The 26781-nt window shown below is 33.0% G+C and carries 18 protein-coding genes; 8 read left to right on the top strand and 10 right to left on the bottom strand.

The annotated features are described in order from the left end of the window. Positions 1-212: 212 nt before the first annotated feature. Positions 213-6230, top strand: coding sequence for a PAS domain S-box protein (locus tag RCH19_RS05225; protein WP_343022334.1), 6018 nt, complete (start codon positions 213-215; stop codon positions 6228-6230). Positions 6231-6383: 153 nt separating this feature from the next. Here the strand turns inward: RCH19_RS05225 and RCH19_RS05220 are convergent, their stop codons facing one another. After that, positions 6384-7586, bottom strand: coding sequence for an aminotransferase class I/II-fold pyridoxal phosphate-dependent enzyme (locus tag RCH19_RS05220; protein WP_343022333.1), 1203 nt, complete (start codon positions 7584-7586; stop codon positions 6384-6386). Between the two features lie 277 nt (positions 7587-7863). Between RCH19_RS05220 and RCH19_RS05215 the strand changes: the two genes are divergently transcribed. Together RCH19_RS05215 and lpdA are read left to right on the top strand one after the other, a co-directional pair. Beyond that, complete coding sequence (locus RCH19_RS05215; RefSeq protein WP_343022332.1) at positions 7864-8322, top strand: Lrp/AsnC family transcriptional regulator; 459 nt, start codon at positions 7864-7866, stop codon at positions 8320-8322. A 149-nt stretch (positions 8323-8471) separates the two neighbouring features. After that, entirely contained in the window at positions 8472-9875 is a 1404-nt protein-coding gene (lpdA, locus tag RCH19_RS05210; protein WP_343022331.1) for a dihydrolipoyl dehydrogenase, read from the top strand. Between the two features lie 227 nt (positions 9876-10102). On the opposite strand, the gene fumC is transcribed toward lpdA, so the two are convergent. Next, on the bottom strand, positions 10103-11500 hold the full coding sequence (gene fumC / locus RCH19_RS05205) for a class II fumarate hydratase (RefSeq protein ID WP_343022330.1): 1398 nt from the start codon (positions 11498-11500) through the stop codon (positions 10103-10105). A gap of 251 nt (positions 11501-11751) precedes the next feature. Between fumC and RCH19_RS05200 the strand changes: the two genes are divergently transcribed. Further along, positions 11752-11925, top strand: coding sequence for a hypothetical protein (locus tag RCH19_RS05200; protein ID WP_170151301.1), 174 nt, complete (start codon positions 11752-11754; stop codon positions 11923-11925). Positions 11926-12043: 118 nt separating this feature from the next. Here RCH19_RS05200 and RCH19_RS05195 read toward each other — a convergent pair whose 3' ends face one another. Together RCH19_RS05195 and RCH19_RS05190 are read right to left on the bottom strand one after the other, a co-directional pair. Further along, positions 12044-14494 carry an outer membrane beta-barrel family protein gene (locus RCH19_RS05195; protein WP_121925505.1) on the bottom strand — a complete coding sequence of 817 codons (2451 nt, stop codon included), beginning with the start codon at positions 14492-14494 and terminating at the stop codon, positions 12044-12046. A gap of 96 nt (positions 14495-14590) precedes the next feature. Beyond that, positions 14591-14935, bottom strand: coding sequence for an arsenate reductase family protein (locus RCH19_RS05190; protein WP_343022329.1), 345 nt, complete (start codon positions 14933-14935; stop codon positions 14591-14593). Between the two features lie 98 nt (positions 14936-15033). Between RCH19_RS05190 and RCH19_RS05185 the strand changes: the two genes are divergently transcribed. Continuing rightward, positions 15034-15975, top strand: a complete 942-nt coding sequence (locus RCH19_RS05185; protein ID WP_343022328.1) for a type II CAAX endopeptidase family protein — start codon at positions 15034-15036, stop codon at positions 15973-15975. Positions 15976-15983: 8 nt separating this feature from the next. Beyond that, positions 15984-17033, top strand: a complete 1050-nt coding sequence (locus tag RCH19_RS05180) for an AMP-binding protein (protein WP_343022327.1) — start codon at positions 15984-15986, stop codon at positions 17031-17033. An 80-nt stretch (positions 17034-17113) separates the two neighbouring features. Here RCH19_RS05180 and RCH19_RS05175 read toward each other — a convergent pair whose 3' ends face one another. Both RCH19_RS05175 and lpxD read right to left on the bottom strand, forming a co-directional pair. Beyond that, complete coding sequence (locus RCH19_RS05175; RefSeq protein WP_121925501.1) at positions 17114-18742, bottom strand: carboxyl transferase domain-containing protein; 1629 nt, start codon at positions 18740-18742, stop codon at positions 17114-17116. 151 nt (positions 18743-18893) lie between these two features. Next, positions 18894-19895 carry a UDP-3-O-(3-hydroxymyristoyl)glucosamine N-acyltransferase gene (lpxD, locus tag RCH19_RS05170; RefSeq protein WP_343022326.1) on the bottom strand — a complete coding sequence of 334 codons (1002 nt, stop codon included), beginning with the start codon at positions 19893-19895 and terminating at the stop codon, positions 18894-18896. A 184-nt stretch (positions 19896-20079) separates the two neighbouring features. On the opposite strand from lpxD, the gene RCH19_RS05165 reads away from it, so the two are divergent. Further along, a complete protein-coding gene (locus RCH19_RS05165; RefSeq protein WP_343022325.1) occupies positions 20080-20991 on the top strand; it encodes a phospholipase A in 912 nt (303 codons plus the stop codon). A 40-nt stretch (positions 20992-21031) separates the two neighbouring features. On the opposite strand, the gene RCH19_RS05160 is transcribed toward RCH19_RS05165, so the two are convergent. Beyond that, entirely contained in the window at positions 21032-21730 is a 699-nt protein-coding gene (locus tag RCH19_RS05160; protein WP_343022324.1) for an energy transducer TonB, read from the bottom strand. Positions 21731-21820: 90 nt separating this feature from the next. Then, a protein-coding gene (gene prfB / locus RCH19_RS05155) for a peptide chain release factor 2 (protein WP_343022323.1) occupies positions 21821-22919 on the bottom strand; the annotation gives its coding sequence in 2 pieces (ribosomal slippage) (positions 21821-22855 and positions 22857-22919; 1098 coding nt in all). Positions 22920-23008: 89 nt separating this feature from the next. On the opposite strand from prfB, the gene RCH19_RS05150 reads away from it, so the two are divergent. Continuing rightward, on the top strand, positions 23009-24028 hold the full coding sequence (locus RCH19_RS05150; RefSeq protein WP_121925496.1) for a GntG family PLP-dependent aldolase: 1020 nt from the start codon (positions 23009-23011) through the stop codon (positions 24026-24028). A 163-nt stretch (positions 24029-24191) separates the two neighbouring features. Here the strand turns inward: RCH19_RS05150 and RCH19_RS05145 are convergent, their stop codons facing one another. Continuing rightward, the gene (locus RCH19_RS05145; protein ID WP_343022322.1) at positions 24192-26054 is read right to left on the bottom strand and encodes an OmpA family protein; all 1863 of its coding nucleotides are present in this window, start codon (positions 26052-26054) and stop codon (positions 24192-24194) included. A 323-nt stretch (positions 26055-26377) separates the two neighbouring features. Next, on the bottom strand, positions 26378-26698 hold the full coding sequence (locus tag RCH19_RS05140) for a YbaB/EbfC family nucleoid-associated protein (RefSeq protein ID WP_121925494.1): 321 nt from the start codon (positions 26696-26698) through the stop codon (positions 26378-26380). Positions 26699-26781: the final 83 nt, after the last annotated feature.

Below are 26781 nucleotides of genomic sequence, written 5' to 3'. Positions count from 1 at the left end.
AGAACTACGCCGAATTTTCCTAATGAATGAATTAGAACATCTCATTAAATGGAGATAAAGAAACTTATTGCTATTTAATAATCTAAAGCTTTGATTATTTTCCAAATCTTTGTTTGTGCTTTTTTTGAAAAGGCCATGTGATTATTAATTTTTTCACTTTTTTATATCTAAAATATTTTAATATATTTAACTTTTAATAGAATTTGAGCCAAATGAATACAGACAAACCTTCTTACGAAGACTTGATAAACATAATAAAAGACAAAGATTTTGAGATTAGTCGATTATTAAGAAAGGGACAGTCAATATGTAATTTTGATTTCTACCAAACGGGATCAAAAGATTTAGTCTGTATAGCAGGTTTTGAAGGTTTTTTTACAGAAGTAAATCCTGCATTTGCTAAGCTGCTGGGATACTCAGAGGAAGAATTGCTTTCTACTCCAATTACAGAATTTGTGCATCCAGAAGATATAGACAAAACCAGGGATGAAGCTTTTGTATTGACAAATTATCAGTCATCAGTCTGTTTTGAGAATCGATATATTAAAAAAAGTAGAGAAATCGTCATCATTCAATGGACCATTACTTTATCGCCTGATAAAAAAACTATTTACGGTATAGGACGAGATATTTCGGAGATTAGAAAAAATCAGGAAAAATCAATATTTAGTGAAAATTTATTAAACGATGCTCAAAAAATTGCCAAACTAGGTAGTTGGGAATTTGATTTGAAATATAAAAAAATGATTTGGTCAAAGGAATTGTATTCCATTTTCGAAATCGAAGCAGTTCCTCATCAAAATTTATTTCAAGAATTTTTATCCGTTTTTCCAGCTAATCAAGCGGCTGTTTTCCTAAAAAATGTAGAGAATGCTATTTCAAGTAAGGAGAAATTTGAATTAGAATGTGAAGTTATTCTAGAAAATAAAAACACTAAATGGCTCTACTCAATAGCAATTCCGCTATTAGATGACAACGGAGTTGTGTGCGGATACCGCGGTACTTCGCAAGATATTACTGAAAAAGTATTGATTCAGCAAGCGATCAACGACAAAGAGGCTGCTGTCACTGATTATAAGCTTAAATTAATCGAGCAGGAAAATAGTAAAAAGTTTAAAAACTATATTGACAATGCTCCTGACGGAGTTTTTGTTATCGATAATGAAAGGAATTATTTAGAAGCTAATGAAGCCGCGGTTAAATTAACGGGCTATTCTAAGAAAGAAATTTTTAAAATGAAATTTGGTGATTTATCTTTTAAGGAAGAACTTGATCATACTTTAAACATTTTTAAAGTCCTTCTAGAAACCGGAGTAATGCGGGGCGAAATAAGACTTTGTCGAAAAGATAAGGGCGTTGTATGGTGTTTTGTAGATGCAGTTAGACTCTCTGATAAATTATTCCTTTGCTTTGTTAAAAACATTACCGAAAAGAAAAATGCTGAACTGAAATTAGAGCAAAATGAGAAGAGATTCCGCACGCTTGTGGAATATAATGATGGAATTATATGCATTTTAGATAAAGATCTTAATACTATTTTTAGAAGTAGCTCTTCCTCCCGTATAACTGGATATAATAATGATGAGTTTCAAAAAATAAGTAATATTGATTATTATCATCCTGATTATCTAGAGTATGTGAAAGAAATGATTCAGAAATCAGTTCTCAGTCCTGGTTTGCCAATAAATTTACTCTTTCAAGTTAAGCACAAAAACGGAAAATATATATGGTTACAAGGAGTTCTAAATAATAGAATTGAAGATGAAAATATAGGAGGTATAATCGCAAATCTTAAAGATGTCACTGATTCCAAAAGTGCGCATGATACGATAGTGAACGAAAAAGAAAAGTTCGCAAAGATTGCAATCACTTCTCCAGGTTTAATTTATTCTATGCGCCAAAATAGTGATGGCTCATTATGTTTTCCTTACGCTAGTAATGCTATTGAGGATATTTATGGTTTTGTACACGCTGATATCGAAAAAGACGCGACTAGACTTTTTGAATGCATACATAAAGATGATATCGAAAACGTAACTGCTAGTATAATTAAAACTAAATCAAAATTAATTCCTTTGAAATGTGAGTATCGTTACAACCATCCCGTTAAAGGATTAGTTTGGCATAACGTAAATTCTCTTCCGATCGTAGAGCCTGAAGGAACGGTTATATGTCACGGTATTGTTACTGATATTACGGATAGAATATCTGTCGAACAAAAACTATTAAAAGCCAACAGACTTTATTCTTTTATTAGTCAAATGAATCAAATGATGATTCGCACAACTAATCAAAAAGATCTTTTTAAAGAAGCGTGTAAGATTGCAGTAGATATTGGTAAATTTAAAATGGCTTGGATAGGAGCTATCGATGAGGATTCTCATAAAATATTTCCTCTAAATTTTGCTGGAGACGATAACGGTTATTTCTCTAGAATGAAAACAATCTCAATTGATGATGAACCAGTGGGCAGAGGTCCTGCGGGTCGTTGCGTTAGAGAAAATCGTTCCATTATATGTAATAATATTGAGAACGACCCTTCAATGCTTCCGTGGAAAGAAGATGCGTTACAATGTGGTTATAACTCTTCAATGTCGGTGCCAATTAAAATATCGGGAAAGATAATTGGAGCTTTCTCTTTTTATGCAAGTGAAAAACAGTTTTTTGATGAGGCAGAAATTGATTTATTAGAAGGCGCGGCAGCAGATATTGCCTTTACTTTAGAAACTTTCGAAAAAGAAATCTTGAGAAAAAGAGCTGAAGATTTAGTAATGGAAAGTGAGAAGCGTTACCACGCACTGACGGAGGTTTCGCCCGTTGGAATTTTTAGAACGGACTGTGAAGGATTCATAACTTATGTTAATCCAGCTTGGTGTAAAATTACGGGACTTTCTGCCGAAGAAGGATATGGTGAAGGGTGGATCAACGCTGTACATGAGGAAGATAAAGACGAAATATTCAATGGATGGAGAGACATATCTAATAACATTCACACATCCTATACTGAATTTCGTTTTGTTCTGCCTAGCGGTCTTACATCTTGGGTTATGGGTAAAGCTATACCAGAGCGAAACTTAAAAAATGAAATTGTTGGTTATATAGGAACAATCGTTGATATCAGTGAAAGAAAAATTGCTGAAGATGCCCTTCTAAAAGAGAAACAATTATCAGAAATGGTGATTAATAATCTTCCAGGAATCTTTTACTTGTATAATGAGGATGAAACCATTGTTAAATGGAATAAGAATTTTGAAACTGTCACAGGATATAATGAAAGTGAAATATCTAAAATGAAACCCATTGATTTTTATGATGATGATTTTAAAGATAAGATCGAAAAAAGAATAAAAAATTTATTTAAAAAGGATGCGCCAGGAATAGAGATTGAATTATTTACAAAAGATAAGCGTAAAGTACCGTTCTACATTAACTCACATTGTCTAGAATATAAAGGGAAGAAGAGATTACTAGGCATGGGACTTGACCTTAGTGATATTAAAAAGGCTGAAGAAAAATTAAAAATCGCCAATCACCGATATGAAATAATATCAGAAGCTACAAACGACGCAGTTTTTGAAGTAAATTTAATTACAGGAGAGAGTTGGAACAACAAAAAATTTATTGATCTTTTAGGTTTTGGTAGCGCCGAATTTAATGGCGTTAACAATAGTGTAATTTGGAGATCTAGGCTTCATCCAGATGATCGTGAACGTGTGATTGCTAAAATGGATCAAACATATGTTAGTTCTAATAATTTCTGGTCAGATGAATTCCGATTCCTAAAAGTAGATGGGAATTACGGTATATTCTACGACAGAGGAATTGTAACGAGGGATGAAACTGGAAAAGCGATTCGATTGAATGGCGCTATGATTGAAATCACCGAGTTGAAGAAAATACAGGAATTGCTTGTAAGTAGTGAGGAAAAATACAAAAGTCTTATTGAACAAGCTTCTGATGCCATTTTCACTAATGATGTTGTAGGCAATTTACTTGATGTGAATGAAAGTGCTTGTCTAATGTTAGGGTACACTAAAGAAGAACTTTGTTCAAAAAATATATCAGATTTATATACGAAAGAAGAATTGCTCCGAAAACCAATAATGTACAAAGAATTATTGAGTGGTGAGCAAACCATACTAGAGCGTAATATGCGTCATAAAAATGGTTCTTTAATTGCTGTTGAAATCACTGCAAAAATGATTGTTGATGGGCGTATTGTTGCTTTTGTAAGGGATGTCAGTGAGCGCAAAAGAATAAATGACGAGTTCAAGAAAGTTAATAAAAAAATGGAAGCGATACTCGGCGCTATTCCAGATTTGCTCTTCGAAGTAGATGTAAATGGTAAAATTTATAATTATCATTCAAGACGAAATGATTTATTAGCTATGCCAGCTTCTCATTTCTTAGGTAAAAACTTCAGTGATGTTTTGCCTTTAATTGCTTCTAATGTATGCTTAGAGGCAATCAAAGAAGCACATGAGAAAGGTTTTTCATCTGGCAAACAATATACATTAGAGTTAGACAACGGTATGCATTGGTTTGAACTTTCTATAGCTCCTATGGTTGAAAGTGCTGATCATGAAATCCATTTTATTTGCCTATGCAGAGACATAACTACTGCAAAAGAATTTGATAATTCACTTTTTAAGAGTGAAGAAAGATATCGTGGACTTCTAAATAATTTAGATGCAGCTATTGTTGTACACGCGCTGGACACATCGATACTTGTTTCTAATAATAAGGCAGCAGAATTACTTGGATTATCTGATGATCAAATGAAGGGAGTTAAATCTTTTGATCCATCATGGAACTTTTTAAATGAGGATAAATCCGTAATGGAGCTTAAAAATTTCCCTGTAATGCAAATTATTAACACGAAGCAGCCATTAAAGAATTTTACAGTAGGTGTTGTGCGTCCCACTTTTAAAGATTTAATATGGATATTAGTTAATGGCTATCCCAATTTAGATGAAAAAGGCAATTTTAATGAGATAGTTGTAAGTTTCTTAGATATTACTGAGCAAAAAGTAATGGAAATGGAACTCTTGAAATCTAAAGAATTAGCGGAATCAGCTAGTAGAGCTAAGACTGATTTCTTAGCGAATATGAGTCATGAGATTAGAACTCCACTAAATGGCATCATTGGGTTTACTCATTTATTGATGAAGTCTAATTTAAAGAAAAATCAAGCAGAATACATGACAACAGTCAATGAATCCGCTATTTCACTTATGGAGATTGTTAATAATGTTCTCGATTTCTCTAAGATTGAATCTGGAAAACTAGAATTGGAGATCGAAAAAGTTAATCTGCACAAGTTAACGAGTCAAATTATTAATCTTTTTAGCTTTCAAGCAATCCAAAAAGGTATTGATTTAGCACTTAATATTGATAATAATGTTCCGCAATTTATTTTGGCCGACTCTGTACGACTAAAACAAGTTTTAGTAAACTTATTAAGCAACGCGATAAAGTTTACAGATTTTGGACAAATTAGAATGGATATTACAGAAATTCAATCTACAGAAAAAAATCATACGACGCTTAAATTTTCTGTTAAGGATACAGGTGTGGGAATAAAATCTGTAAATAATGAAAAGATATTTCAGTCTTTCGTCCAAGAGGATAATTCGACAAATCGCAAATTTGGCGGAACTGGATTAGGACTTGCAATTTCAAATCAGCTTTTAGCTTTGATGGACAGTAAATTGCATTTGATAAGTAGTTATGGTGATGGAAGCGATTTTTACTTTGTAATTAAGTTTAAAAAAGTAAAAAACACAAAAGACCCCGACTTGTTACTAGCAATGACGATAAATGAAGACGTGATAACGCCGGCTCATACACTAAGTAATAATAAGGTTTTAATTGTTGAGGACAATAAAATCAATATGCTTCTAGCAAAAACTTTAGTAAAAAGGATTATCACAAATTGTATCGTTTTTGAAGCAAAGGATGGAAACGAAGCAGTAGAAATTTATAAAAAAGAAAAACCTGATGTAATCTTAATGGATATTCAAATGCCAAATAAAAATGGATATGAAGCAACTAATGAGATTAGACAGTTAAACGACTCAGATAAAATTCCAATAATTGCAATAACTGCTGGGATAATGGTAGGTGATAAAGAAAAATGTTTTGAAGCAGGAATGAATGATTATTTACCAAAACCAATTATTCAAGTAGATTTAGAACAAATATTATTAAAATGGCTGCATAAGAAATAGACATTACCTAAATGTAGACTTAGGACAAGTTTCCTATTTGAAGAGAAGTTATTTGACTTTCAAAGTGCAAAATGTTTTACATTATAAATTTAAAAAGCTTGTATGTCTAAACATTCAAGCTTTTTTGGTTTTGGTTATACAATTTAGTTAGTATTACATAATATCTAATTCTTTCATACATTCTTTCATCATTTGGTATGTTCTTTCAATGTCATTATCTAACCCTATAGAAAAACGAATTAATCCGTCTGTTAATCCCATTTCTATTTGTTCCTCTAGTGGAATTTCACTTGATGTTGAAGTTCCTGGAGCGCTAAACAAGGTTTTATAAAATCCTAAACTTACTGCTAGATACCCTAAATTTTTTGCCTGCATTAATTCCATCAACGCATTGGCTTTCGCCAAAGTTCCTACGTCTAAAGTCATCATTCCACCAAAACCATATTCAGCATTAATCATAGCTTTGTATAATTTATGACTTGGATGACTTTCTAATCCTGGATAAACGGTTATTAATCCGTCTTTCTCAAACCGTTCTGCAAGATACATAGCATTAAAACTGTGTTGTTTCATTCGGATGTGTAACGTGCGTAAATTTTTCAGCACGCTGGCAGATCGCATGCTGTCCATTGTTGGTCCAAGAAGCATACTAGCACCACTATTTACATTTTTTAAACTATCGATGAATTCTTGTGATGCACAAGTAACTCCACCAACTGTATCACTGCTTCCGTTGATATATTTAGTCAAACTGTGAATTACAATATCAGCTCCTAATTTTGCTGGAGAAACTGATAAAGGTGAAAAAGTATTGTCAACTACAAGCGTTAAATTATGACGTTTAGCAAGTTTAGCTAAACCTTCAATGTCTGCCACTTCAAGTAGTGGATTACTCACTGTTTCACAGTATAAAACTTTTGTTTCAGCCGTTATTGCCGCTTCTACGATTTCTAGTTTTATAATATCTACAAATGTTGTTTTAATGCCTAATCTTGGAGCAAAGTTCTTTAGAAAAGCATAGGTTCCGCCATAAATTGTTCTACTAGAAACAACGTGATCACCAGCTCCACATAATTGTAGTAGAGTAGGCGTAATAGCTCCCATTCCTGATGCCGAAACATTAGCCGATTCTGTACCTTCCATCGCGGCCAAAGCTTTGTCTAGATATAAATTACTTGGTGAAGAATGACGAGAATATAAGTAGCAGCCTTCCATATTTCCTTCAAAAGTATCGAACATGGTTTTTGCTGAAAGGAAGGTGTAGGTTGATGAATCAGAAATTGATGGATTTACACCACCAAATTCTCCAAAGTACTGTAAATCTTGAATATTGTCTGCGGGGTTAAAGTTTTTCATATCTATTTTTTTAGGAGCTGTTTCCTGCCCCCGAAGCTTCGGGGCTTTATATCTTTTATTTGCTATCGCTCATAAAAGGATGCCGCTTCTATCAGGGCTAGGTTTTTAGTTGTTAATACGCGCATTCAAAATAACATGATTTTAGATTATTAATCAATACTTAAGTATAATATTAGATTTTAGAACTAAAGAATCACTTAATGATAAACTTATTTTCTAAATTAGCTTTCAAATTAGAAGTTTTTAGATTTTATATCAATTTAAACATTCGAATAAAATGATGCTAGATGCCACCGACAAGAAATTACTTTTACTACTTCAATATGATTGTAAGCAGACGACTAAAGAACTATCCATTAAATTAAACCTTTCTGTTACCGCTGTTTATGAGCGTATTAAAAAGTTAGAGAGAGAAGGAATTATCGACAAATACGTCGTTTTAATTAATCGCTCTAAAGTCGAAAAAGGATTTGTAGTTTTTTGTCATTTAAAATTGATTCAACATACAAAAGAATTTATTTCGAAGTTTGAGAGTCAAGTGATAAAACTTCCAGAAGTATTGGAATGTCATCATGTGAGTGGTGATTACGATTATATATTAAAGATCGTAGTAAAAGATATGGAAGCGTATCGAGAATTCTTGGTAACTAAATTAACTACGCTAGAACATATAGGAAGTACTCATAGTACTTTTATGATTAGCGAGGTGAAAAATACAACTGCTGTTGATATTTAAGTTAAATGTGGATTTTAAATACTAATTAGAGATAAGTAAATCAGAATAACTAAAAAATCGTAACAAAACCTTCTCATTTAAAGTTCAAACAAAACTTAATTCCTTAATTTTGTGCAACATTTTATAAAAACACACTAAAAAAAATTACTATGAGTTCATTTGACGTAGTCATTATAGGTTCTGGACCTGGAGGATATGTATCAGCGATTCGTTGTGCACAACTTGGTTTTAAAACAGCAATTATAGAAAAATATTCTACTTTAGGTGGAACTTGCTTGAATGTAGGTTGTATTCCTTCTAAAGCTTTACTTGCTTCTTCGCACCATTATAGTGACATTTCACATTTTGCAGAGCACGGAATTGAATTATCTGGAGAAGTAAAAGTGAATTTGGAAAAAATGATCGCACGCAAGCAAGCAATTGTTGACCAAACTTCTGGCGGTGTGAAATTTTTGATGGATAAAAATAAAATTACAGTTCTTCAAGGTTTAGGATCTTTTGTTGATGCTACGCACGTTGCGGTTGCTAAAGCAGATGGAACTTCTGAAACTATTGAGGCTAAAAATATAATTATTGCTACTGGTTCTAAACCGTCTTCTTTACCATTTATCAAATTAGATAAAGAAAGAATCATCACTTCTACAGAAGCGTTAAAACTGAAAGAAGTTCCTAAACACCTAATTATTATTGGTGGTGGAGTTATCGGTATTGAATTAGGTCAAGTATATTTACGTTTAGGAGCGCAAGTATCTGTAGTAGAATATTTAGATAGAATTATTCCAGGAATGGATGCATCACTTTCTAAAGAATTGACCAAGGTATTGAAAAAACAAGGCATGAAATTCTACGTTTCTCACAAAGTGAAATCAGTAGAAAGAAATGGAGAAGGAGTAGTAGTTCAAGCTGAGAATACAAAAGAAGAAACAATTACTCTACAAGGTGATTATTCTTTAGTTTCTGTTGGACGTCGTCCTTATACTGATGGTTTAAATGCTGATAAAGCAGGAGTGAAAATCACTGAAAGAGGAATGGTTGAGGTAAATGATCACTTACAAACTAATGTTCCTAATATTTATGCAATTGGTGATGTAGTTCGTGGAGCAATGTTAGCACACAAAGCGGAAGAAGAAGGAACTATGGTTGCTGAAATTCTAGCTGGTCAAAAACCGCATATTGATTATAACTTAATTCCGGGTGTTGTTTACACTTGGCCAGAAGTGGCTGCAGTAGGACAAACAGAAGAACAATTAAAGGCAGCAGGAGTAGATTACAAGGCTGGAAGTTTTCCTTTCAAAGCTTTAGGTCGTGCAAGAGCAGGAGGAGATTTAGATGGATTTGTAAAAATTCTTGCTGATAAAAAGACAGATGAGGTTCTGGGAGTTCACATGATTGGTGCTCGTTGTGCTGATTTAATTGCTGAAGCGGTAACTGCAATGGAATTTAAAGCATCTGCCGAAGATATCTCTAGAATGTCACATGCGCATCCTACTTTTGCGGAAGCAATAAAAGAAGCTGCATTAGCCGCTACAGATAATAGAGCCTTACACGTATAGTTTATATACTAATTTGCAAAAATAGTAAATCCCAAATTCCACAGTTTTAAGGTGGAATTTGGGATTTTTTTATTGTAAGCTTCAAGATAAATTGTTTCAAAAGTTTTAGACACGAATTTCAATAATTAGCACTAACTTTAAATATCTGATTCGTGTAATTATTTTATTACAATATAATTCGTGAATATTCGTGAAATTCGTGTCTATCTTTTCTTAATTTCTAGGTTTTATTTCAAACTTCCAACCATATCTTCTGGTTTAACCCACGCATCAAAATCTTCTGAAGTTACGTAGCCTAAACGAACCGCTTCTTCTTTTAACGTTGAACCGTTTTTATGTGCCGTTTGAGCAATTTCAGCAGATTTATAATATCCTATTTTAGTATTTAAAGCAGTAACTAACATCAATGAGTTATCAACTAATTCTTTAATACGTTTGTAGTTAGGTTCAATCCCTTGAGCACAATGTTCGTCAAAAGAAAGACAAGCATCGCCTAACAAACTAGCAGATTGTAAAAAGTTTGCAGCCATTAACGGTTTGAAAACATTCAATTCGTATTGACCTTGCATTCCTCCAACAGTGATAGCAACATCATTACCCATAACTTGCGCGCAAACCATAGTCAATGCTTCACACTGTGTTGGATTTACTTTTCCTGGCATGATAGAAGAACCTGGCTCATTTTCTGGGATTATTATTTCTCCAATTCCTGAACGTGGTCCAGAAGCTAGCATTCGAACATCATTAGCAATTTTGTTTAAGGAAACTGCTAATTGTTTTAAAGCACCATGAGATTCAACAATTGCATCATGCGCCGCTAATGCTTCAAATTTATTTTCAGCAGTTACAAAAGGATGTCCTGTAAATTCAGCAATATACTCAGCTACTTTTACGTCGTATCCTTCTGGAGTATTTAGTCCAGTACCTACGGCAGTTCCACCTAAAGCAACTTCTGATAAGTGAGCTAGCGTATTTTTAACTGCTTTTAAACCGTAGTTTAATTGTGCAACATATCCTGAAATTTCTTGTCCAAGTGTAAGCGGCGTAGCATCCATTAAATGCGTACGGCCTATTTTTACAACTGTTTTGAATTCAACTGCTTTTGCATGAAGTGTATCTCTTAATTTTTCTACTGCAGGAATAGTAACTTCCACTACTGCTTTATAAGCTGCAATGTGCATTCCTGTTGGAAAAGTGTCATTTGAAGATTGTGATTTATTTACATCGTCATTTGCTTTGATGAACTGTTCTCCTTCGCCAATGTTGAATCCTTTTAGAACTTGTGCACGATTTGCAACTACTTCATTTACGTTCATGTTACTTTGTGTACCAGAACCTGTTTGCCAAATTACCAGTGGAAATTCGTTGTCTAATTTCCCAGCTAGAATTTCGTCACAAACAGCAGCAATAGCATCTCTTTTTTCGATAGGTAAAACGCCTAAATCGCAGTTGGCGTAAGCAGCAGCTTTTTTCAAATAAGCAAATCCCTCAATGATTTCTTTCGGCATAGAAGCAGAAGCGCCTATTTTGAAATTATTTCGAGAACGTTCCGTTTGTGCACCCCAATATTTATCTGCAGGTACTTGCACTTCGCCCATCGTGTCTTTTTCTATTCTGAATTTCATGTTGTAGTTATTTAAAAATATGTAGTTTAAAAATTTTAATTTAATAATGAGATATAAATGACTTATTCATAGTCAATAAACTGATTTTTCGTTTCCGAAAGAGTAGAACTTTTAAGCGCTGTAAAATCTGATTTCAAAAATACGGATAATTCCTTTTTTATAAAAATTGATTGATAGTTTTTATACTTTTTTATTGCTCTGAAAAGGAATTAAAGTTACATTTGTACTTACATTCAAAAATTCCGGAAAACATGTTTGAATTTTCACAGTATTTAGGCTTTTTACTTTTCTTAACCGTTCTTACTATAGGATTCTGGTTAATGTTTTTTCTAGTGAGTTTCGTATCCTATTGGGTAGGTGGTGCAACTTGGGAAGCATACAAAGAAAGAAGAGACAAAAAGAAGCAAGAACAACAATCAGTTTAGTCTGTTTGTTTAATAAAAAAGGACTCGTTTTTACGAGTCCTTTTTTTATGCTTTTTTTTGAATAAAATATTTTAGTTTTAAAAAAAATAAGGACTCTATTTCTAGAGTCCTTATTTTTTTATCCTTGATATTCTCCTTCGCCTTCGTTTTGACTTGGTCTAGTTCTTTCTCTTTCGTTTTTAGGTTTGTTAAAACGGTATGTGAATGATAAACTAAATTGTCTTTCTCTCCATTGCATTTCACTGTTTGATAATACAACTCCAGCAAGGTAATTTTCGCTAATTCTTTTTCTCGAATTAAAAACATCGCTGATGTTGAACGAAACAGTTCCTTTATCTTTTAATACATCTTTACTGAACGCTAGATTAGCTCCAAAAACACCTAAACTTTTACCTTGAGCACTAGTAGATGGTGCATTGTAACTTACGTTAGTCTGCCAGTCAATTTTATAAGGTAATGTCACTTTAGAAGTAATTCTAGAATACCATGATGTTGTAGTGTTATCAAAGTTTTGGAAAACTTCAACATTATTGAAATTTATATAAGAGAAATCTCCTTGTGTTTCATTTCTATATAAATTGAAGTTACCATTTAATTTCCACCATTTGTATGGAGAGTAGTTTAATGTAAATTCAAATCCAGCTCTATATTCAGTCGCTAAGTTAATAGGTGAGCTAATTACGATAGGAGTTCCGTTAATAAAGTCTCCAGATTCTCTTCTTGCAAATTGAAATACATCGGTAGTCTTGTTAACATACAAAGATGTATTGAAAGTCAATTTTTCCCATCTTTTGATGTATCCAAAATCCAAAGCATCTGAGTAAGCCGGATCTAAATCAGGATTTCCCATGAAAATGTTGATATTACTAGACAAGTTGCTGAAAGGATTCAACATTCTTCCTCTTGGTCTTTGTATTCTGCGGCTGTAACTTACAGATGCGCTACTCTTATCTGAAATCTCATACGTAAAGAAAGCGCTTGGGAAAAAGTTACTGTATTTTTTTGTATTGTAATCGTTAGTTGCTAACTGATTGATTTCGATATTTGAATCTTCAAATCGCAGTCCAAAAAGAGCCGAGAATTTATCGATTTTCAATCCGTATTGAGTGTACAATGCATTCACTTTTTCTTTATAGTCTAAAGTATTTGTGAAATTATTGTTTATGATTCCGTCATTTTCAACTTGGTAATCTGTAAGTAATTTTGAAAATTCACCACGATATCCGGCTTCAAATTGGCTTCCCTTTCCAAAAGGTAAAACATAATCCATTTGGATTAAATTTCTATTTTGAGTTTGAGTGCTTAAAGTATTATCAAATTTAACCAAATTACTGTTGGTAACTTTATCAGTAATAATTGCATCATTGAAATCATCATTTGATGAGAACGAACCATCAATCGTTAATTTATGACCATCTCTTTTAAACTTCTTCATGAAGTTAGTAGCAAATTCTACATTTTCACTGTCGCTACCTTCTCCATTAATACGAGTACGTGAATAATCATAATTAAAACCAGAGTCATAATAGTCTTGTACAACATTGTCAACATTATCTCCCTTGCTTTTTCTATAATTGAAGGAGTTAGTCCATGATGTAGATTCGTTCAAGTATAATTCGATTCCGAAGTTACCATTATAACCTTTACTGTTTCTATCATTTTCTCTGTCTTCGTAAACGTAATTACGAGTAGAGTTATCAGAGTTTAAATATTTTGAATTTGTAAAAGAGTTTCCTGGGCTATTACGATCATTGTAACCTTGAGTAGTAAAAAGGTTAAAATTTTTAGACTTGTAATTTAAATTACCAGTTAAACCGTATGTTTCAGGATATCCTGTTGATGCGTTAAAAGTTCCATTCAATCCTTGATTTTTACCTTTTTTCAAGATAATATTCAGTAAACCACCACCACCTTCAGCATCATATCTTGCAGATGGATTTGTTATTACTTCTACTTTTTCAATTGCATCTGCAGGAATTAATCGAAGAGCTTCAGCAATATTAATTGCATTTGAAGGTTTTCCATCAATCAAAACTCGTACGTTTTCGTTTCCACGAAGACTTACATTTCCTTCAACATCTACTGAAACAGAAGGAATGTTATCTAGAACATCACTTACTGTTCCACCTTTAACCATCAAATCATTACCAACGTTGTATACTTTTTTGTCTAATTTTATTTCGACAGTAGTTTTTTCTGTTCGAATAACAACTTCATTTAATTGATTTGCATCTTCTTCTAAACTGATTAAACCCAAACTAGTACTGTTCTTTAAGTTTTTTTGCTTGAGTTCATATATTTTAAAAGAGATGAACTCAATTTTTATATCATAAACTCCTGGTTTAATTTCAATATCAAATTCTCCTTTTGGATTTGTAATTCCACCCGCTACAGGTTTTGGATTATCAGGAAGTAAAAAAGTAATTGTTGCATATTCAAGAGGTTGTTTACTCACCTTTTCAATAACTCTTCCTGTGATTTTAATTTTTTTATTAGCTGCGTCTTGAGCAAATGCAAAAATTGTGGTAAAAAAGAGGATCAGCGTGAAAACAGAATTTATTTTTTTCATTTTTAAAAACGTTGGTTATGTATTGTTAGATTGTAAAAGTTAGATATGGTTTAAAACCAAAATTCATAATTAAATGTTAATTAAATCGATTAATTTTTAGGATATAAATGCAGAAAGTATTTCTAAATCTCTGCCTATTATTGCTTTATCATTATAAAGAACGATAGGTCTTTCGATTAAAATTGGATTGTCAATCATTGCTTGAATAATCTCATCATCATTCATCACTTTATCTTTAAAGTTCTCAACCCAAATTTTCTCTTTTTGTCTTACTAATTGCAAAGGTTTAAAATTTAGTTTTTTAATAATTTCAGTAAGCGTTTCAAATGAGGGTGGTGTAGCTAAATAATTTACTATCTCATATTGTTTATTCGACTCTTCAATAAGCGCAACACAATTTCTAGATTTTCCACATCGTGCATTATGGTATATTTGTATCATAAAATTTATATATTACCGGTAATTAGTAAAAATCTTGTTTTGAGTTTGCAAAAATAAGGTTTGTTTATCGTATTACATATTAAATTAAACAAAATTTCATGTTTTTAGAACAAAGTATTAATTCAGAAAATAAATTCTTCAAATATATTTGGGGATCAGTACTAATTATTTTTGCTTCATTTGTGGGGCAAATTTTATTTGTTGCAGTTCTACTGTACGATTCGTCGACGACTGATAAAAACTATCCAACTACTAATGATGCATTGATGCGTTATTTTGATTCTAATTTGACTTTGTTTCTAATATTATTTTCTTTTGTAATTACAATGGTTGGAGTTTACTTGGTTGTACGATCTGTGCACAATCAAACCATCCTCTCCGTTACTACCGCAAGGAAGAAAGTAGATTGGAATCGAATCTTTTTTTCTTTTTCTATTTGGACAATTTTTACAATTGCAACTACGCTGATAACATATTACTACAATCCAACCGAATTTATTTGGAATTTTAAACCAATTCCTTTTGCGGTTTTAGCAGCAATAGCAATTATACTTATTCCAATACAAACCAGTTGCGAAGAGTACATCTTCAGGGGTTATTTGATGCAAGGATTCGCGAATTTGGCTAGAAATAAGTGGTTCCCTTTATTGATGACTTCGTTAATTTTTGGTGGTATGCACTACTTTAATCCTGAGGTGGCTAAGATTGGTCCACTAATTATGGTATATTATATTGGAACTGGGTTATTCCTTGGGATCATTACTTTAATGGATGATGGTATGGAATTAGCACTAGGATTTCATGCTGCAAATAATTTGGTTGGTGCATTATTATTAACGTCAGATTGGTCCGCTTTCCAGACGCATTCTATATTTAAAGATATTTCAGAGCCTTCGGCTAGTTTCGATATTATACTTCCCGTTCTTATAATTTACCCATTTCTTTTATTTATCTTTAGTAATAAATACAAATGGACCAACTGGAAAGAGAAACTAACCGGAAAAGTGGACGAATTAAATCCAACTATAATTAATAAATAATTCAAATCATGACCAATCAAATAACGTACAACAATGTCCATAATTTATTTAAACTGAATGGTTATCATCTGAAGCGAAATGACTTATGCCGAATTGCGTATAGTTTTATAAAGGAAGGTGATCCCTACGAAAAAGACATGGGAGATTTCCTATTAGACTGGTTTGATAATAAATCATATATCGAACAAACTACATCGGGAACAACAGGAATTCCAAAAGTCGTTAGAATTGAGAAAACCGCAATGATTAATTCTGCTATAGCTACGGGTGACTTCTTCCATTTAAAACCTGGAAATAAAGCACTACATTGTTTGCCCATTAAATATATCGCGGGAAAGATGATGTTAATAAGAGCGCTTATTCTCGGACTTGATATCGATTTTGTAGAACCAAGTTCGCATCCTAGAATTCGAAAAGAAATTAACTATGATTTTGTAGCTATGGTTCCGCTGCAAGTCCAAAATACGCTTTCGGAATTAAAGAATGTAAAGAAATTAATTATTGGTGGTGCTAAAATAAATAGTGTACTGAGGAAAAAAATATTGAAACTTAAAACGGAAGTGTATGAAACATACGGAATGACTGAAACCGTTACCCATATTGCTGCAAAGTTAGTACGGGAGGAAGCCTTTTCAGCTTTACCAAATGTAACAATAGAACTCGATGATCGTAATTGCTTAGTAATTCAAGCTCCAAATGTGTCAAGTCAAGTAGTTATTACTAACGATTTAGTAACATTAATTAACGATTCTCAATTTGTTTTTTTGGGTCGTATCGATAATGTAATTAACAGCGGAGGTGTTAAATTAATTCCAGAAAACATTGAAGATAAATTGTCTGATCATATTCACTCAAGATTCTTTGTTATCGGTTCGCCTGACGATACGCTTGGCGAAAAGCTAGTTCTTATTGTTGAAGGTGAAAAGCAAAATTTAGAGGATTCCATTTTCGATTCATTAGATAAATTTGAAAAACCAAAAGAAATCTTTTTTGTCGAAAAATTTTTCGAAACAGAGACTGGAAAAGTAAAAAGGAAAGAAATTTTAGAAAGTATTTAATAGACCTTATTCAAGATAAAAAAAGCATTTAGTGATTCACTAGATGCTTTTTTTATGCTTACTCTTCCTTATTTAGGAACTTAAACTTGAATAACTCCTAAATTAAATTTTTTCTCAATTGGAGATTGGTTAGCCGCTTCAATTCCCATAGAAATCCATGTTCTAGTGTCTAAAGGATCGATAATTGCATCTGTCCACAATCGCGAAGCTGCATAATAAGGAGAAACTTGCTCGTCGTATCTCGCTTTAATTTTATCAAATAATTCTTTTTCTTTCACCTCATCAACTATTTCACCTTTCGCTTTTAGCGAAGAAGCTTCAATCTGCGCCAATACCTTTGCAGCTTGAGTTCCACCCATTACCGCTAGTTCAGCACTTGGCCATGCAAAAATTAATCTTGGATCATATGCTTTTCCGCACATCGCGTAATTTCCAGCTCCGTAAGAGTTACCTACGATAACAGTAAATTTTGGAACTACTGAATTCGAAACAGCATTTACCATTTTTGCTCCATCTTTAATAATTCCGCCATGTTCCGATTTTGATCCTACCATAAATCCGGTAACATCTTGAACAAAAACTAAAGGAATCTTCTTTTGGTTACAATTTGCAATAAATCGAGTCGCTTTGTCAGCACTGTCAGAGTATATAACTCCTCCAAATTGCATTTCGCCATTTTTAGTTTTAACTACTTTTCTTTGATTCGCAACAATTCCTACTGCCCAACCATCAATTCTAGCATATCCAGTAATAATAGTTTGACCGTATCCATCTTTGTACGCTTCAAATTCAGAATTATCAACTAAACGATTGATGATTTCCATCATATCGTACTGCTCGTTGCGCGCTTTAGGTAAAATACCGTAAATTTCCTTTTCATCTAATGCTGGTTTTTCTGATTTAACTCGGTTGAAGCCCGCTTTGTCAAAATCACCTATTTTGTCAACTATATTTTTTATTCTATCTAACGCATCTTTATCATCCTTAGCTTTATAATCCGTCACTCCAGAAATTTCACAATGTGTTGTAGCTCCGCCGAGAGTTTCGTTGTCGATACTTTCGCCTATTGCAGCTTTAACTAAATAACTTCCTGCAAGGAAAATACTTCCAGTTTTATCCACAATCATTGCTTCATCACTCATAATAGGTAAATAGGCTCCACCTGCAACGCAACTTCCCATTACAGCAGAAATTTGGGTAATACCCATACTACTCATTTGCGCATTATTTCTAAATATGCGTCCAAAATGCTCTTTATCAGGGAAAATTTCATCTTGTAAAGGAAGATAAACACCAGCGCTATCCACTAAATAAATAATAGGCAAACGGTTTTCCATCGCTATTTCTTGCGCTCTTAAATTTTTCTTAGCAGTTATTGGAAACCAAGCACCCGCTTTTACAGTAGCATCATTAGCAACAACAATACATTGTTTTCCTCTAATGTAACCAACTTTAACAACAACTCCGCCAGATGGACAACCACCATGTTCAGCGTACATTCCTTCACCAACAAAAGCACCTATTTCTATACTTTTAGCTTTAGGATCTAATAAGTAGTCGATGCGTTCACGTGCTGTCATTTTACCTTCGTTATGCAATTTTTGAATTCGTTTCTCACCACCACCTAATTTAACGGTAGTAAGTCTGTGACGTAATGCAGAAAGTAATAATTTATTGTGGTCTTCGTTTTTGTTGAAGTTCAAATCCATAATGAAATAATATTAGAAAAATTTGTGCTAAAATACAAAATCAATCGAAATTAATTTTAGTATTTTGTTAGAAAATTGAATTGAAAATTGCTTTTAAATTAAAAAATGTGATTTTAATTCTTGTGATTTTATGAATTTGGCAATAATCGTATTATTTCTTTTTTGATTCGTTTACTAATCTTTTAAGTATTGCCCATTGTTTTAGTGCATCACGTGCTTCAACCGCGGGATATCCTAGCATTGTTTTTCCAGCTTCAATGTCTCCTGTCACACCAGATCCAGCTCCCACAATCGCACCATCACCTATTGATGTATGGTCTTTTATAGATGCGCTTCCGCCAATTATTACTCCGTTCCCTAATGTAACAGAACCAGCTAAACCACTATTTCCTGCCATTATACAAAACATTCCAAGCTTACTATTATGTCCTATTTGAACTAAATTATCAATTTTACATCCGTCACCTAAAACAGTAGAACTAAACTTTCCTCTATCAATACACGAGTTAGCACCAATTTCTACATTATTACCAATAATTACATTTCCAATTTGTGGAATTTTCACTAATCCTCTTTGTGGATCAGGACGGAAACCAAATCCATCAGCACCGATGGTAGCATTAGGATGTATAATACAGTCATTACCTATTTGGCAGCGCTCTCTAATAACGGTTCCAGACCAAATAACGCTGTTTTTTCCAATAGTGGATTCATCAAGAATTGTTACGTTAGGATATATTGTAGAATTATCTCCAACGATTACTTTTGGACCTATATAACAACCTGCGCCAATGCGAACACCATTGCATATAGTTGCAGATTCATCGATTACTGCTGTAGAATGGATTTCTGTTCGAAAAATTGGAGTAGGCGGAGCAAACATTTCTAAAACCTGAGACATTGCTAAATCAGCATTTTTCACTTTAATGAAAGCCCTGTTTTCACCTGGCTCGATCGAAATATCTTCGTTAACAACTGCCACACAAGCAGCAGAAGTAGCCCATAGTTTCTCGTATTTTTTATTTCCAATAAATGAAATTTCAGATTCATTTGCGACTTCAAGTTGTTCAGGTGCAGTGATGTTGTGGAAAGTATTTCCAACAATAACTCCTTTCAAAATTTCATTTATTTCGTGGATGGAATAGGATTTCATTAAGTCTATTTTGGATTTAGTTAAAATTTACTGCTCAAATAAAACAAATTGGCATTAAAATTCCTAATATTTCAAGATTCTTTAACAGCAATAATGCTGGTTTTGAAATTATGGTAAATAAAAAATTTAGAACTTTTCAAAGGTCAAAATTAGTTATTTTTGCACCCCATTTAAAAAATCTACAATGAAATCCTCAAAGTTTTTGATCTCCATTTTACTATTTTTATGTTCATTTTTTACTGCAAATGCTCAGCTTCAAGCTTTATTTAATAATAAAACGCAGCTAAGAAATATGACTGAACGTTGGGAATTAGATACTACCTCAGTACGCGGAACATTTTTACTTACGCCTTATAAACCTGTATATGTAATTCCTGTTAAGTGGTCAAGCGCTCCAAACGAGCAGCCTATTTCAGTGAATGAAGGTCCTGATTATGTTTCTCCTGACGGTGTAGATTACAATAATATTGAGTCCAAGTTTCAATTGAGCTTTAAAACTAAAATTTTACAAGGTATCTTCTGGGGTCGTGGTGATTTATGGGTTGGATATACACAAGTGTCTCATTGGCAAATTTATAATAATGCGCTATCAAGACCTTTTAGAGAAATCAATTATGAACCAGAGGTGATCTTAAATGTTCCTGTTAAATTTAATATTTTAGGTTTTAAAACTAGAATGGTAGGTGTTGCCTTTAATCACGAGTCAAATGGTAAAAGCAATCCTTATTCCCGAAGTTGGAATAGAGTTATTTTTCACGCTGGTTTCGAAAGAAATAATTGGAGTGTTTATCTCAGACCGTGGGTGGTTCTAAAAGCTAAAAAAGACGATAATCCAGATATTTCCTCTTATATAGGTAGAGGCGATATGAATGTTATTTACACTAAAAACGGAAATATTTTATCACTTACGGGAAGTTATAATTTTAACTTCAATTCCAAATCAAACGGTGGTGCTGCATTCTCTTGGTCGTATCCAATTAAAAATAATTTAAAGGGATTTTTACAAGTTTCACACGGGTATGGCGAGTCGATGATTGATTATAATCACTTACAAACTAGTGTTGGAGTGGGAGTATCCTTAATAGAGTGGTTTTAATTTATTTAACAATACACTTTTTTATTAAAGATTCATGTTATTATTGAAATGTTAGTGGAAGCGTATACTTAGTGCGTGTTACAACCCCGTCTATTTGACCTGGTTTCCATCGCAATGCATTAACAAGTACTTTAATAACCGCTAAGTCAATTTCTTTATTTATGCTTTTTATGATTTTAAAATCGTTTAAAGTGCCATCTGTTTCAACAAAAAAACTGATTATGACTTGGCCCTTAATGTTATTAGGAGCTTTAAAAGTATCTGCTAGATAGTTGTAAAATTCTTTTTTACCTCCGGGATATTCTGGATGTAAATAGTATGGAAAAAAAGCTTTTTCAATTCCGTTCTCATCGAAACATTTGCCATCAATGAATTCACCTTTTTTATAATTTTCGGTACGTTTATTTGCACCGTTTTCATAAAACATTTTTGAAATACCCTCTAGCTTACCTTTCGAATAAAATTCTTCTTTTTCGATCGATCCACTTTTATACCAAGTAATTGAAGTGCCTTCCTTTATACGTTTTTTATAATTGCTGAAAAAATCACTATTTCTAACCGTACCGTCTAAAAAGTATGTTTTCCTTTGTGTTCCTTCCTTAACTTCTTCGTATGTGCTGTAATAAGTTGCTCCGTCTATCGAAGTCAACTCCTTAAAATCAGCATCAAAATAAACCTTATTCTGAGCACAAAAGGGAATAGAAAATAAAAAAATTAAAAGGGTAACAATTTGTTTCATATGTGTTTATTTGAAAATTATTTAAAGCATCAAAAAAAAATCCTAAATAATTATTACAATTACATAGGATGATTTAAATGTATTAAGTGGTTATTCTTCTTCCTTTTGTCCCATCATCATTAGATAAGCTTTAAGAAATCCATCAATCTCTCCATTCATTACGCCGTCTACATTGCTAGTTTCGTAGCCTGTACGAACGTCTTTCACTAACTTGTAAGGTTGCATAACGTAATTCCTAATTTGGGAACCCCATTCTATTTTCATTTTGCCGGCTTCAATATCGGCGCGCTTTGCTTGTTTTTTCTTTAACTCAATTTCGTACAATTGAGAACGAAGCATTTGCATGGCACGTTGTCTATTATCTTGTTGCGAGCGAGTTTCTGAACACTGAATTTGAATTCCTGTTGGTTTGTGAAACAATTGCACTTTGGTTTCAACCTTGTTCACATTTTGTCCTCCAGCTCCACTAGAGCGTGATGTCGTAATTTCAATATCTGCAGGATTAATATCAATTTCAATACTGTCATCGACAAGAGGATACACATAAACAGATACGAAAGAAGTATGGCGTTTTGCATTACTATCAAATGGAGAAATACGAACTAAGCGGTGCACGCCGTTTTCCCCTTTTAAGTATCCAAAAGAATAATCGCCTTCAAATTCGAGCGTCACCGTTTTAATTCCAGCAGCTTCCCCTTTTTGAAAGTTTAATTCTTTTATTTTGTAACCGTATTTTTCACCCCACATCATATACATACGCATTAGCATTTCTGCCCAATCGCAACTTTCCGTTCCACCAGCACCGGCTGTGATTTGAACAACAGCGCTCAAAGTATCACCTTCATCAGAAAGCATATTTTTGAATTCGATTGCCTCGATGTGTATTTGTGTCGAATTATACTGCTCGTCTAGTTCTTCAACAGTAAGTTCGCCTTCTCTATAAAAATCATAGGCAAGCTGAAGCTCATCAGTCATTTCGACGGCTTTATTATAATCTTCAATCCATTTTTTTTTATTTCGAAGATTCTTTACAATTATTTCAGCATCTTTTGCGTTATTCCAAAAGTCTGGAGCAAAAGTTTTCTCTTCTTCGTTTGAAATCTCAATTAATTTGGCATCAACGTCAAAGATACCTCCTCAACGCACCAAGGCGCTCTACAATACCTTTAATTTGTTCGGTAGTTGTCATAAATTATGTAATTTTGTGGGGCAAAAATAGATAATTTTTTACGTAGGGGCAAGTCGATACTTGTTCTCCTCAAAAATAACAATAGAAATATGGAAATAAATTTAGTTAGCGATACCATCACAAAACCGTCACGAGAAATGTTAGTACACATGTTAAATGCTGTGGTAGGTGATGATGTGTATAAACAAGACCCAACCGTTATAGAGCTTGAGGCAAAAGTTGCCGCAATGTTTGGAATGGAAGCGGGACTTTTCTTTCCATCTGGAACAATGGCAAATCAAACTGCAATTAAGTTACATACTCAGCCAGGTGAACAATTAATCGCTGACAAATATGCTCATGTTTATCATTATGAAGGTGGCGGTGTATCCTTTAATAGTGGAGTTTCTTGCTGTTTACTAGATGGAAATCGCGGAATGATAACTGCTGAGCAAGTAGCAAGTGCAATCAATGACCCAGAATTTTATCACAGTCCAATGACGAGTTTAGTTTGTGTTGAAAACACAACTAATAAAGGTGGAGGAGCTTGTTACGAAATAGAAGATTTACAGAGAATAAAGCAAGTTTGCGATACCAATAATTTAAAATTTCACATGGATGGCGCACGTATTTGGAATGCTTTAATAGCTAAAAGACAAGATCCAAAAGCTTTTGGGAAATTATTTGATACCATTTCTGTTTGTTTATCGAAAGGTTTAGGAGCTCCCATTGGATCTGTGCTATTAGGAGATAAGTCAACTATTCACAGAGCGCTTCGCATTAGAAAAATATTGGGTGGTGGAATGAGACAAGTTGGTTATTTGGCTGCAGCCGGAATTTACGCATTGGACAACAACATTGAACGTCTAGCAGAAGATCATCGTAGAGCAAAGGAAATTGCTGAAGTTTTAAAGAGGGTAAGTTGGGTAGAATCAGTAGAGCCGGTGGAAACAAATATTTTAATATTTAAATTGGTTCCTAATTGTATTGAAAAAAATCTAATCGAATTGTTAAAACAAAAGAACATTTCAATAAGCTCTATGGGACAAGGAAAACTTAGAATTGTAACACATCTTGATTATAGAGAAGTGATGCATACTTATGTTTTAGAAACGCTTTCTAAGTTGTAAAAAAGTTTTAAAACCTTTTCAGTTATGCAGTTTAATAAAAGCAAATTTTATTTTTTTGATATAAATATCTCCATCAATTTCTTCAAAATAAATTGCTAAGTTAATACATAGAAAAACCCCAACACTTAAATAAGTATTGGGGCTTTTCATTACTGATTTATTTTTATTGTGGACAAATAACTTTCATTTCAGTTCTTCTATTAATAGCGTGTTGGTCTTCACCACATGTTACTCCATCAGCACATTCATTTAAAAGTTTTGTTTCACCATAACCTTTTCCAGTGATTCTAGAACGTTCAATTCCTTGCGAAACAATATAGTTTACTGACGAGTTTGCTCTGTTTTGCGAAAGAACCTGATTGTAAGAAGCACTAGCTCTTGAATCAGTATGAGAACCCAATTCTACTTTTACCTCTGGATTATCTTTCATGAAGCGAACAAGACGATTAAGTTCTACTTTGGCAGCGTCATTAATATTATATTTTGCTAAGTCGAACAAGATGTTTTTTAATCCAATTCCTTTTCCACAATCCGCTTTTTCAGCACACATTTCTAATTTTACGAATAGTGTTTTGTCTCTGCTGTAGTTTGAAGCATTGATTTCTTCGGTTTGAGAAAAATAGTTGTCTTTTTTTCCATATAAAGTATAGATTCCTGCTTCTGGAATTTGAAGTAGAAAAACTCCTTTTTCATCCGTTACTGTAGATTTTTTAAATGCTTTCTCATTATTTTCCAGTACTACTGTAATACCTGATATTAAAGTTGTAGTGTTACATTCCACAGCTTTTCCTTTTACAATAAAATTTCTGTCAGTATATAAAATCTCTTTCATCACAGTTTGACCATTTACAAATTCAGTTTTTGCTGTTGAATTTCCTTGAAAAGCTACTTCATTAAATATACCGTCTACTTTGTAATCTGATGGTAAAATATCGCAAAATTTCACAATTCCAAATGCATCTGTTTTTGCAGTTTTAATTATTGTACCTGCATTATCTTTAAGTGCGACATCTGTGTTAGGAATGATTTCATTTGTATATTTATCTTTAGCTGTGATTTGGATGCAATACTTTTCAGCTTTAATTATTGTTTTTTCTACAACTGGTTGAACCATCTTTGGAGCAAATCTATAGGTTATTCCTGCAAATATGCCAGCGGAGGCTAAATCAATTTTTCTTTTCATATCTGGCTCATTTTGAACATAATCTCTAATATTCAGTTGGCCTGCAACAACGTCATATCCACCAGAAACACCAGCTTTGTCTCCTTTTACATTTCGAATAATAGGTTCTGCAAAATATATAGCACTTGAAACACCACTACTATAGGCAGATGCTTTCAATATTGAGTTTTTTGAAGATTCTTCTGCTCCGCCAAAATGCTTCATATAATACGCTCCAGCATGAACACCCCAATTATCGCTAAAAAAATAAGTGAAACGTGCTTGTGCTTTTCCGGTTGCAAGTTTCAACTTGTCAAATCCAGAGTGATAAGAAAGTACGTCTCTTGTGCCATCTACTCTCTTAGCATCTACTAAAATTTCTCCACCGTCTATAAATCCGATTCCACCAAGTAATGAAAGTTCTGCTTGAAATTTTCTAGTTTGGTTTAAGTACCTGAAAGCAGGACCAAATCCAGCAAACATTCGAGTGATATCTTTCTTTTGCGTAGCTAAATCAGAATAAGAAAGAATAATTGGCGGACCAACTGGACCATTGTTTTCAGCATAATCTAAGTTCTCTAAACCAAGTGATGAAGGAGAATTTTTCATATAATCGAAATCAGCTTGGAGGCCAAACCAATTCCAATAATGGTTTATCGAAATTCCACCCATAAATCCACCTTTGTAATCGATATATTTAAAATCTTCGTCAAATAGTGGTTTATCAAAACCTGCACGAGCTGAAAATTGCCATTCTTTATTATTAGTTGCAGTATTTACAGCTTGAGTAACTTGCGCTTTAGAGCTTTGGAAAATAATTCCTAGAAAAAGCATTGTCAAAATAATTTGTATCCTGTTTTTCATAATTTTAATTTTTAGTTTCTAACATTAATTTGTTGGTTATAGAACTATATAAACCAAACACGATTTTTGTTACCCCTAGTTTTGAAAAAAAAAATAAAAAAAAAAAATTCTTTACGGATAGCTAATTTACAAGGTCATCTGTATTGAATTACCAGTACTTGTAAACTATAGACTATTGAATTTGCAAAGCAAAATTTGCGTTGATTTGCGTATTAAGGATTTAATTCAAAAAAAAACTTCAGAAGAAATAATTATCTCTTCTGAAGTTTTTGATTAATTACAGTAATGGTCAATAGTTATATTTCCATTTAACTTTTCTGCTTTTATTTAAATAGATCTTCCATTCCAGGAATCATTGGCATATCCATTTTAGTAACTGCGTCAATTTCTGCTGCATTTACATTTGTAGCTTTCTCTATTGCTTTGTTTAAAACTAAAATTAGATAATCTTCTAATTGGTCTTTGTCTTCGAGCAGGGCATCGTCAATTGTTATAGATTTTATAGTTCGGTTTGCTGTCAATGTCACTTTTAATAAAGCGTCATTACTTTGCTCATCAATCATTACCGTATCTAAACGATTTTTTGTGTCCTCTATCTTTTGTTGGGTTTCCTTAAGTTTACCCATCATTCCCATTAAATCCATCTTTATATTTTTTATAATTATAGCTAAAAATCAAAATTACTAAATTGCATAAACATAATCAATAATAATTCATGAAAAATAAG

The sequence above is a fragment of the Flavobacterium sp. PL12 genome (assembly GCF_039123485.1).
GTDB classification, from domain to species: Bacteria; Bacteroidota; Bacteroidia; order Flavobacteriales; family Flavobacteriaceae; genus Flavobacterium; species Flavobacterium weaverense.
Note: the sequence above shows the minus strand (reverse complement) of the source record. Positions and strands in the feature narration are given on the sequence as shown.

What these genes read in the sequence shown, in the direction of transcription:
- RCH19_RS05225 (WP_343022334.1), top strand. Translation starts at nt 213, where the DNA reads ATGAATACAGACAAACCTTCTTACGAAGACTTGATAAACATAATAAAA.
- RCH19_RS05220 (WP_343022333.1), bottom strand. Translation starts at nt 7,586, where the DNA reads ATGAAAAACTTTAACCCCGCAGACAATATTCAAGATTTACAGTACTTT.
- RCH19_RS05215 (WP_343022332.1), top strand. Translation starts at nt 7,864, where the DNA reads ATGATGCTAGATGCCACCGACAAGAAATTACTTTTACTACTTCAATAT.
- lpdA (WP_343022331.1), top strand. Translation starts at nt 8,472, where the DNA reads ATGAGTTCATTTGACGTAGTCATTATAGGTTCTGGACCTGGAGGATAT.
- fumC (WP_343022330.1), bottom strand. Translation starts at nt 11,500, where the DNA reads ATGAAATTCAGAATAGAAAAAGACACGATGGGCGAAGTGCAAGTACCT.
- RCH19_RS05200 (WP_170151301.1), top strand. Translation starts at nt 11,752, where the DNA reads ATGTTTGAATTTTCACAGTATTTAGGCTTTTTACTTTTCTTAACCGTT.
- RCH19_RS05195 (WP_121925505.1), bottom strand. Translation starts at nt 14,494, where the DNA reads ATGAAAAAAATAAATTCTGTTTTCACGCTGATCCTCTTTTTTACCACA.
- RCH19_RS05190 (WP_343022329.1), bottom strand. Translation starts at nt 14,935, where the DNA reads ATGATACAAATATACCATAATGCACGATGTGGAAAATCTAGAAATTGT.
- RCH19_RS05185 (WP_343022328.1), top strand. Translation starts at nt 15,034, where the DNA reads ATGTTTTTAGAACAAAGTATTAATTCAGAAAATAAATTCTTCAAATAT.
- RCH19_RS05180 (WP_343022327.1), top strand. Translation starts at nt 15,984, where the DNA reads ATGACCAATCAAATAACGTACAACAATGTCCATAATTTATTTAAACTG.
- RCH19_RS05175 (WP_121925501.1), bottom strand. Translation starts at nt 18,742, where the DNA reads ATGGATTTGAACTTCAACAAAAACGAAGACCACAATAAATTATTACTT.
- lpxD (WP_343022326.1), bottom strand. Translation starts at nt 19,895, where the DNA reads ATGAAATCCTATTCCATCCACGAAATAAATGAAATTTTGAAAGGAGTT.
- RCH19_RS05165 (WP_343022325.1), top strand. Translation starts at nt 20,080, where the DNA reads ATGAAATCCTCAAAGTTTTTGATCTCCATTTTACTATTTTTATGTTCA.
- RCH19_RS05160 (WP_343022324.1), bottom strand. Translation starts at nt 21,730, where the DNA reads ATGAAACAAATTGTTACCCTTTTAATTTTTTTATTTTCTATTCCCTTT.
- RCH19_RS05150 (WP_121925496.1), top strand. Translation starts at nt 23,009, where the DNA reads ATGGAAATAAATTTAGTTAGCGATACCATCACAAAACCGTCACGAGAA.
- RCH19_RS05145 (WP_343022322.1), bottom strand. Translation starts at nt 26,054, where the DNA reads ATGAAAAACAGGATACAAATTATTTTGACAATGCTTTTTCTAGGAATT.
- RCH19_RS05140 (WP_121925494.1), bottom strand. Translation starts at nt 26,698, where the DNA reads ATGGATTTAATGGGAATGATGGGTAAACTTAAGGAAACCCAACAAAAG.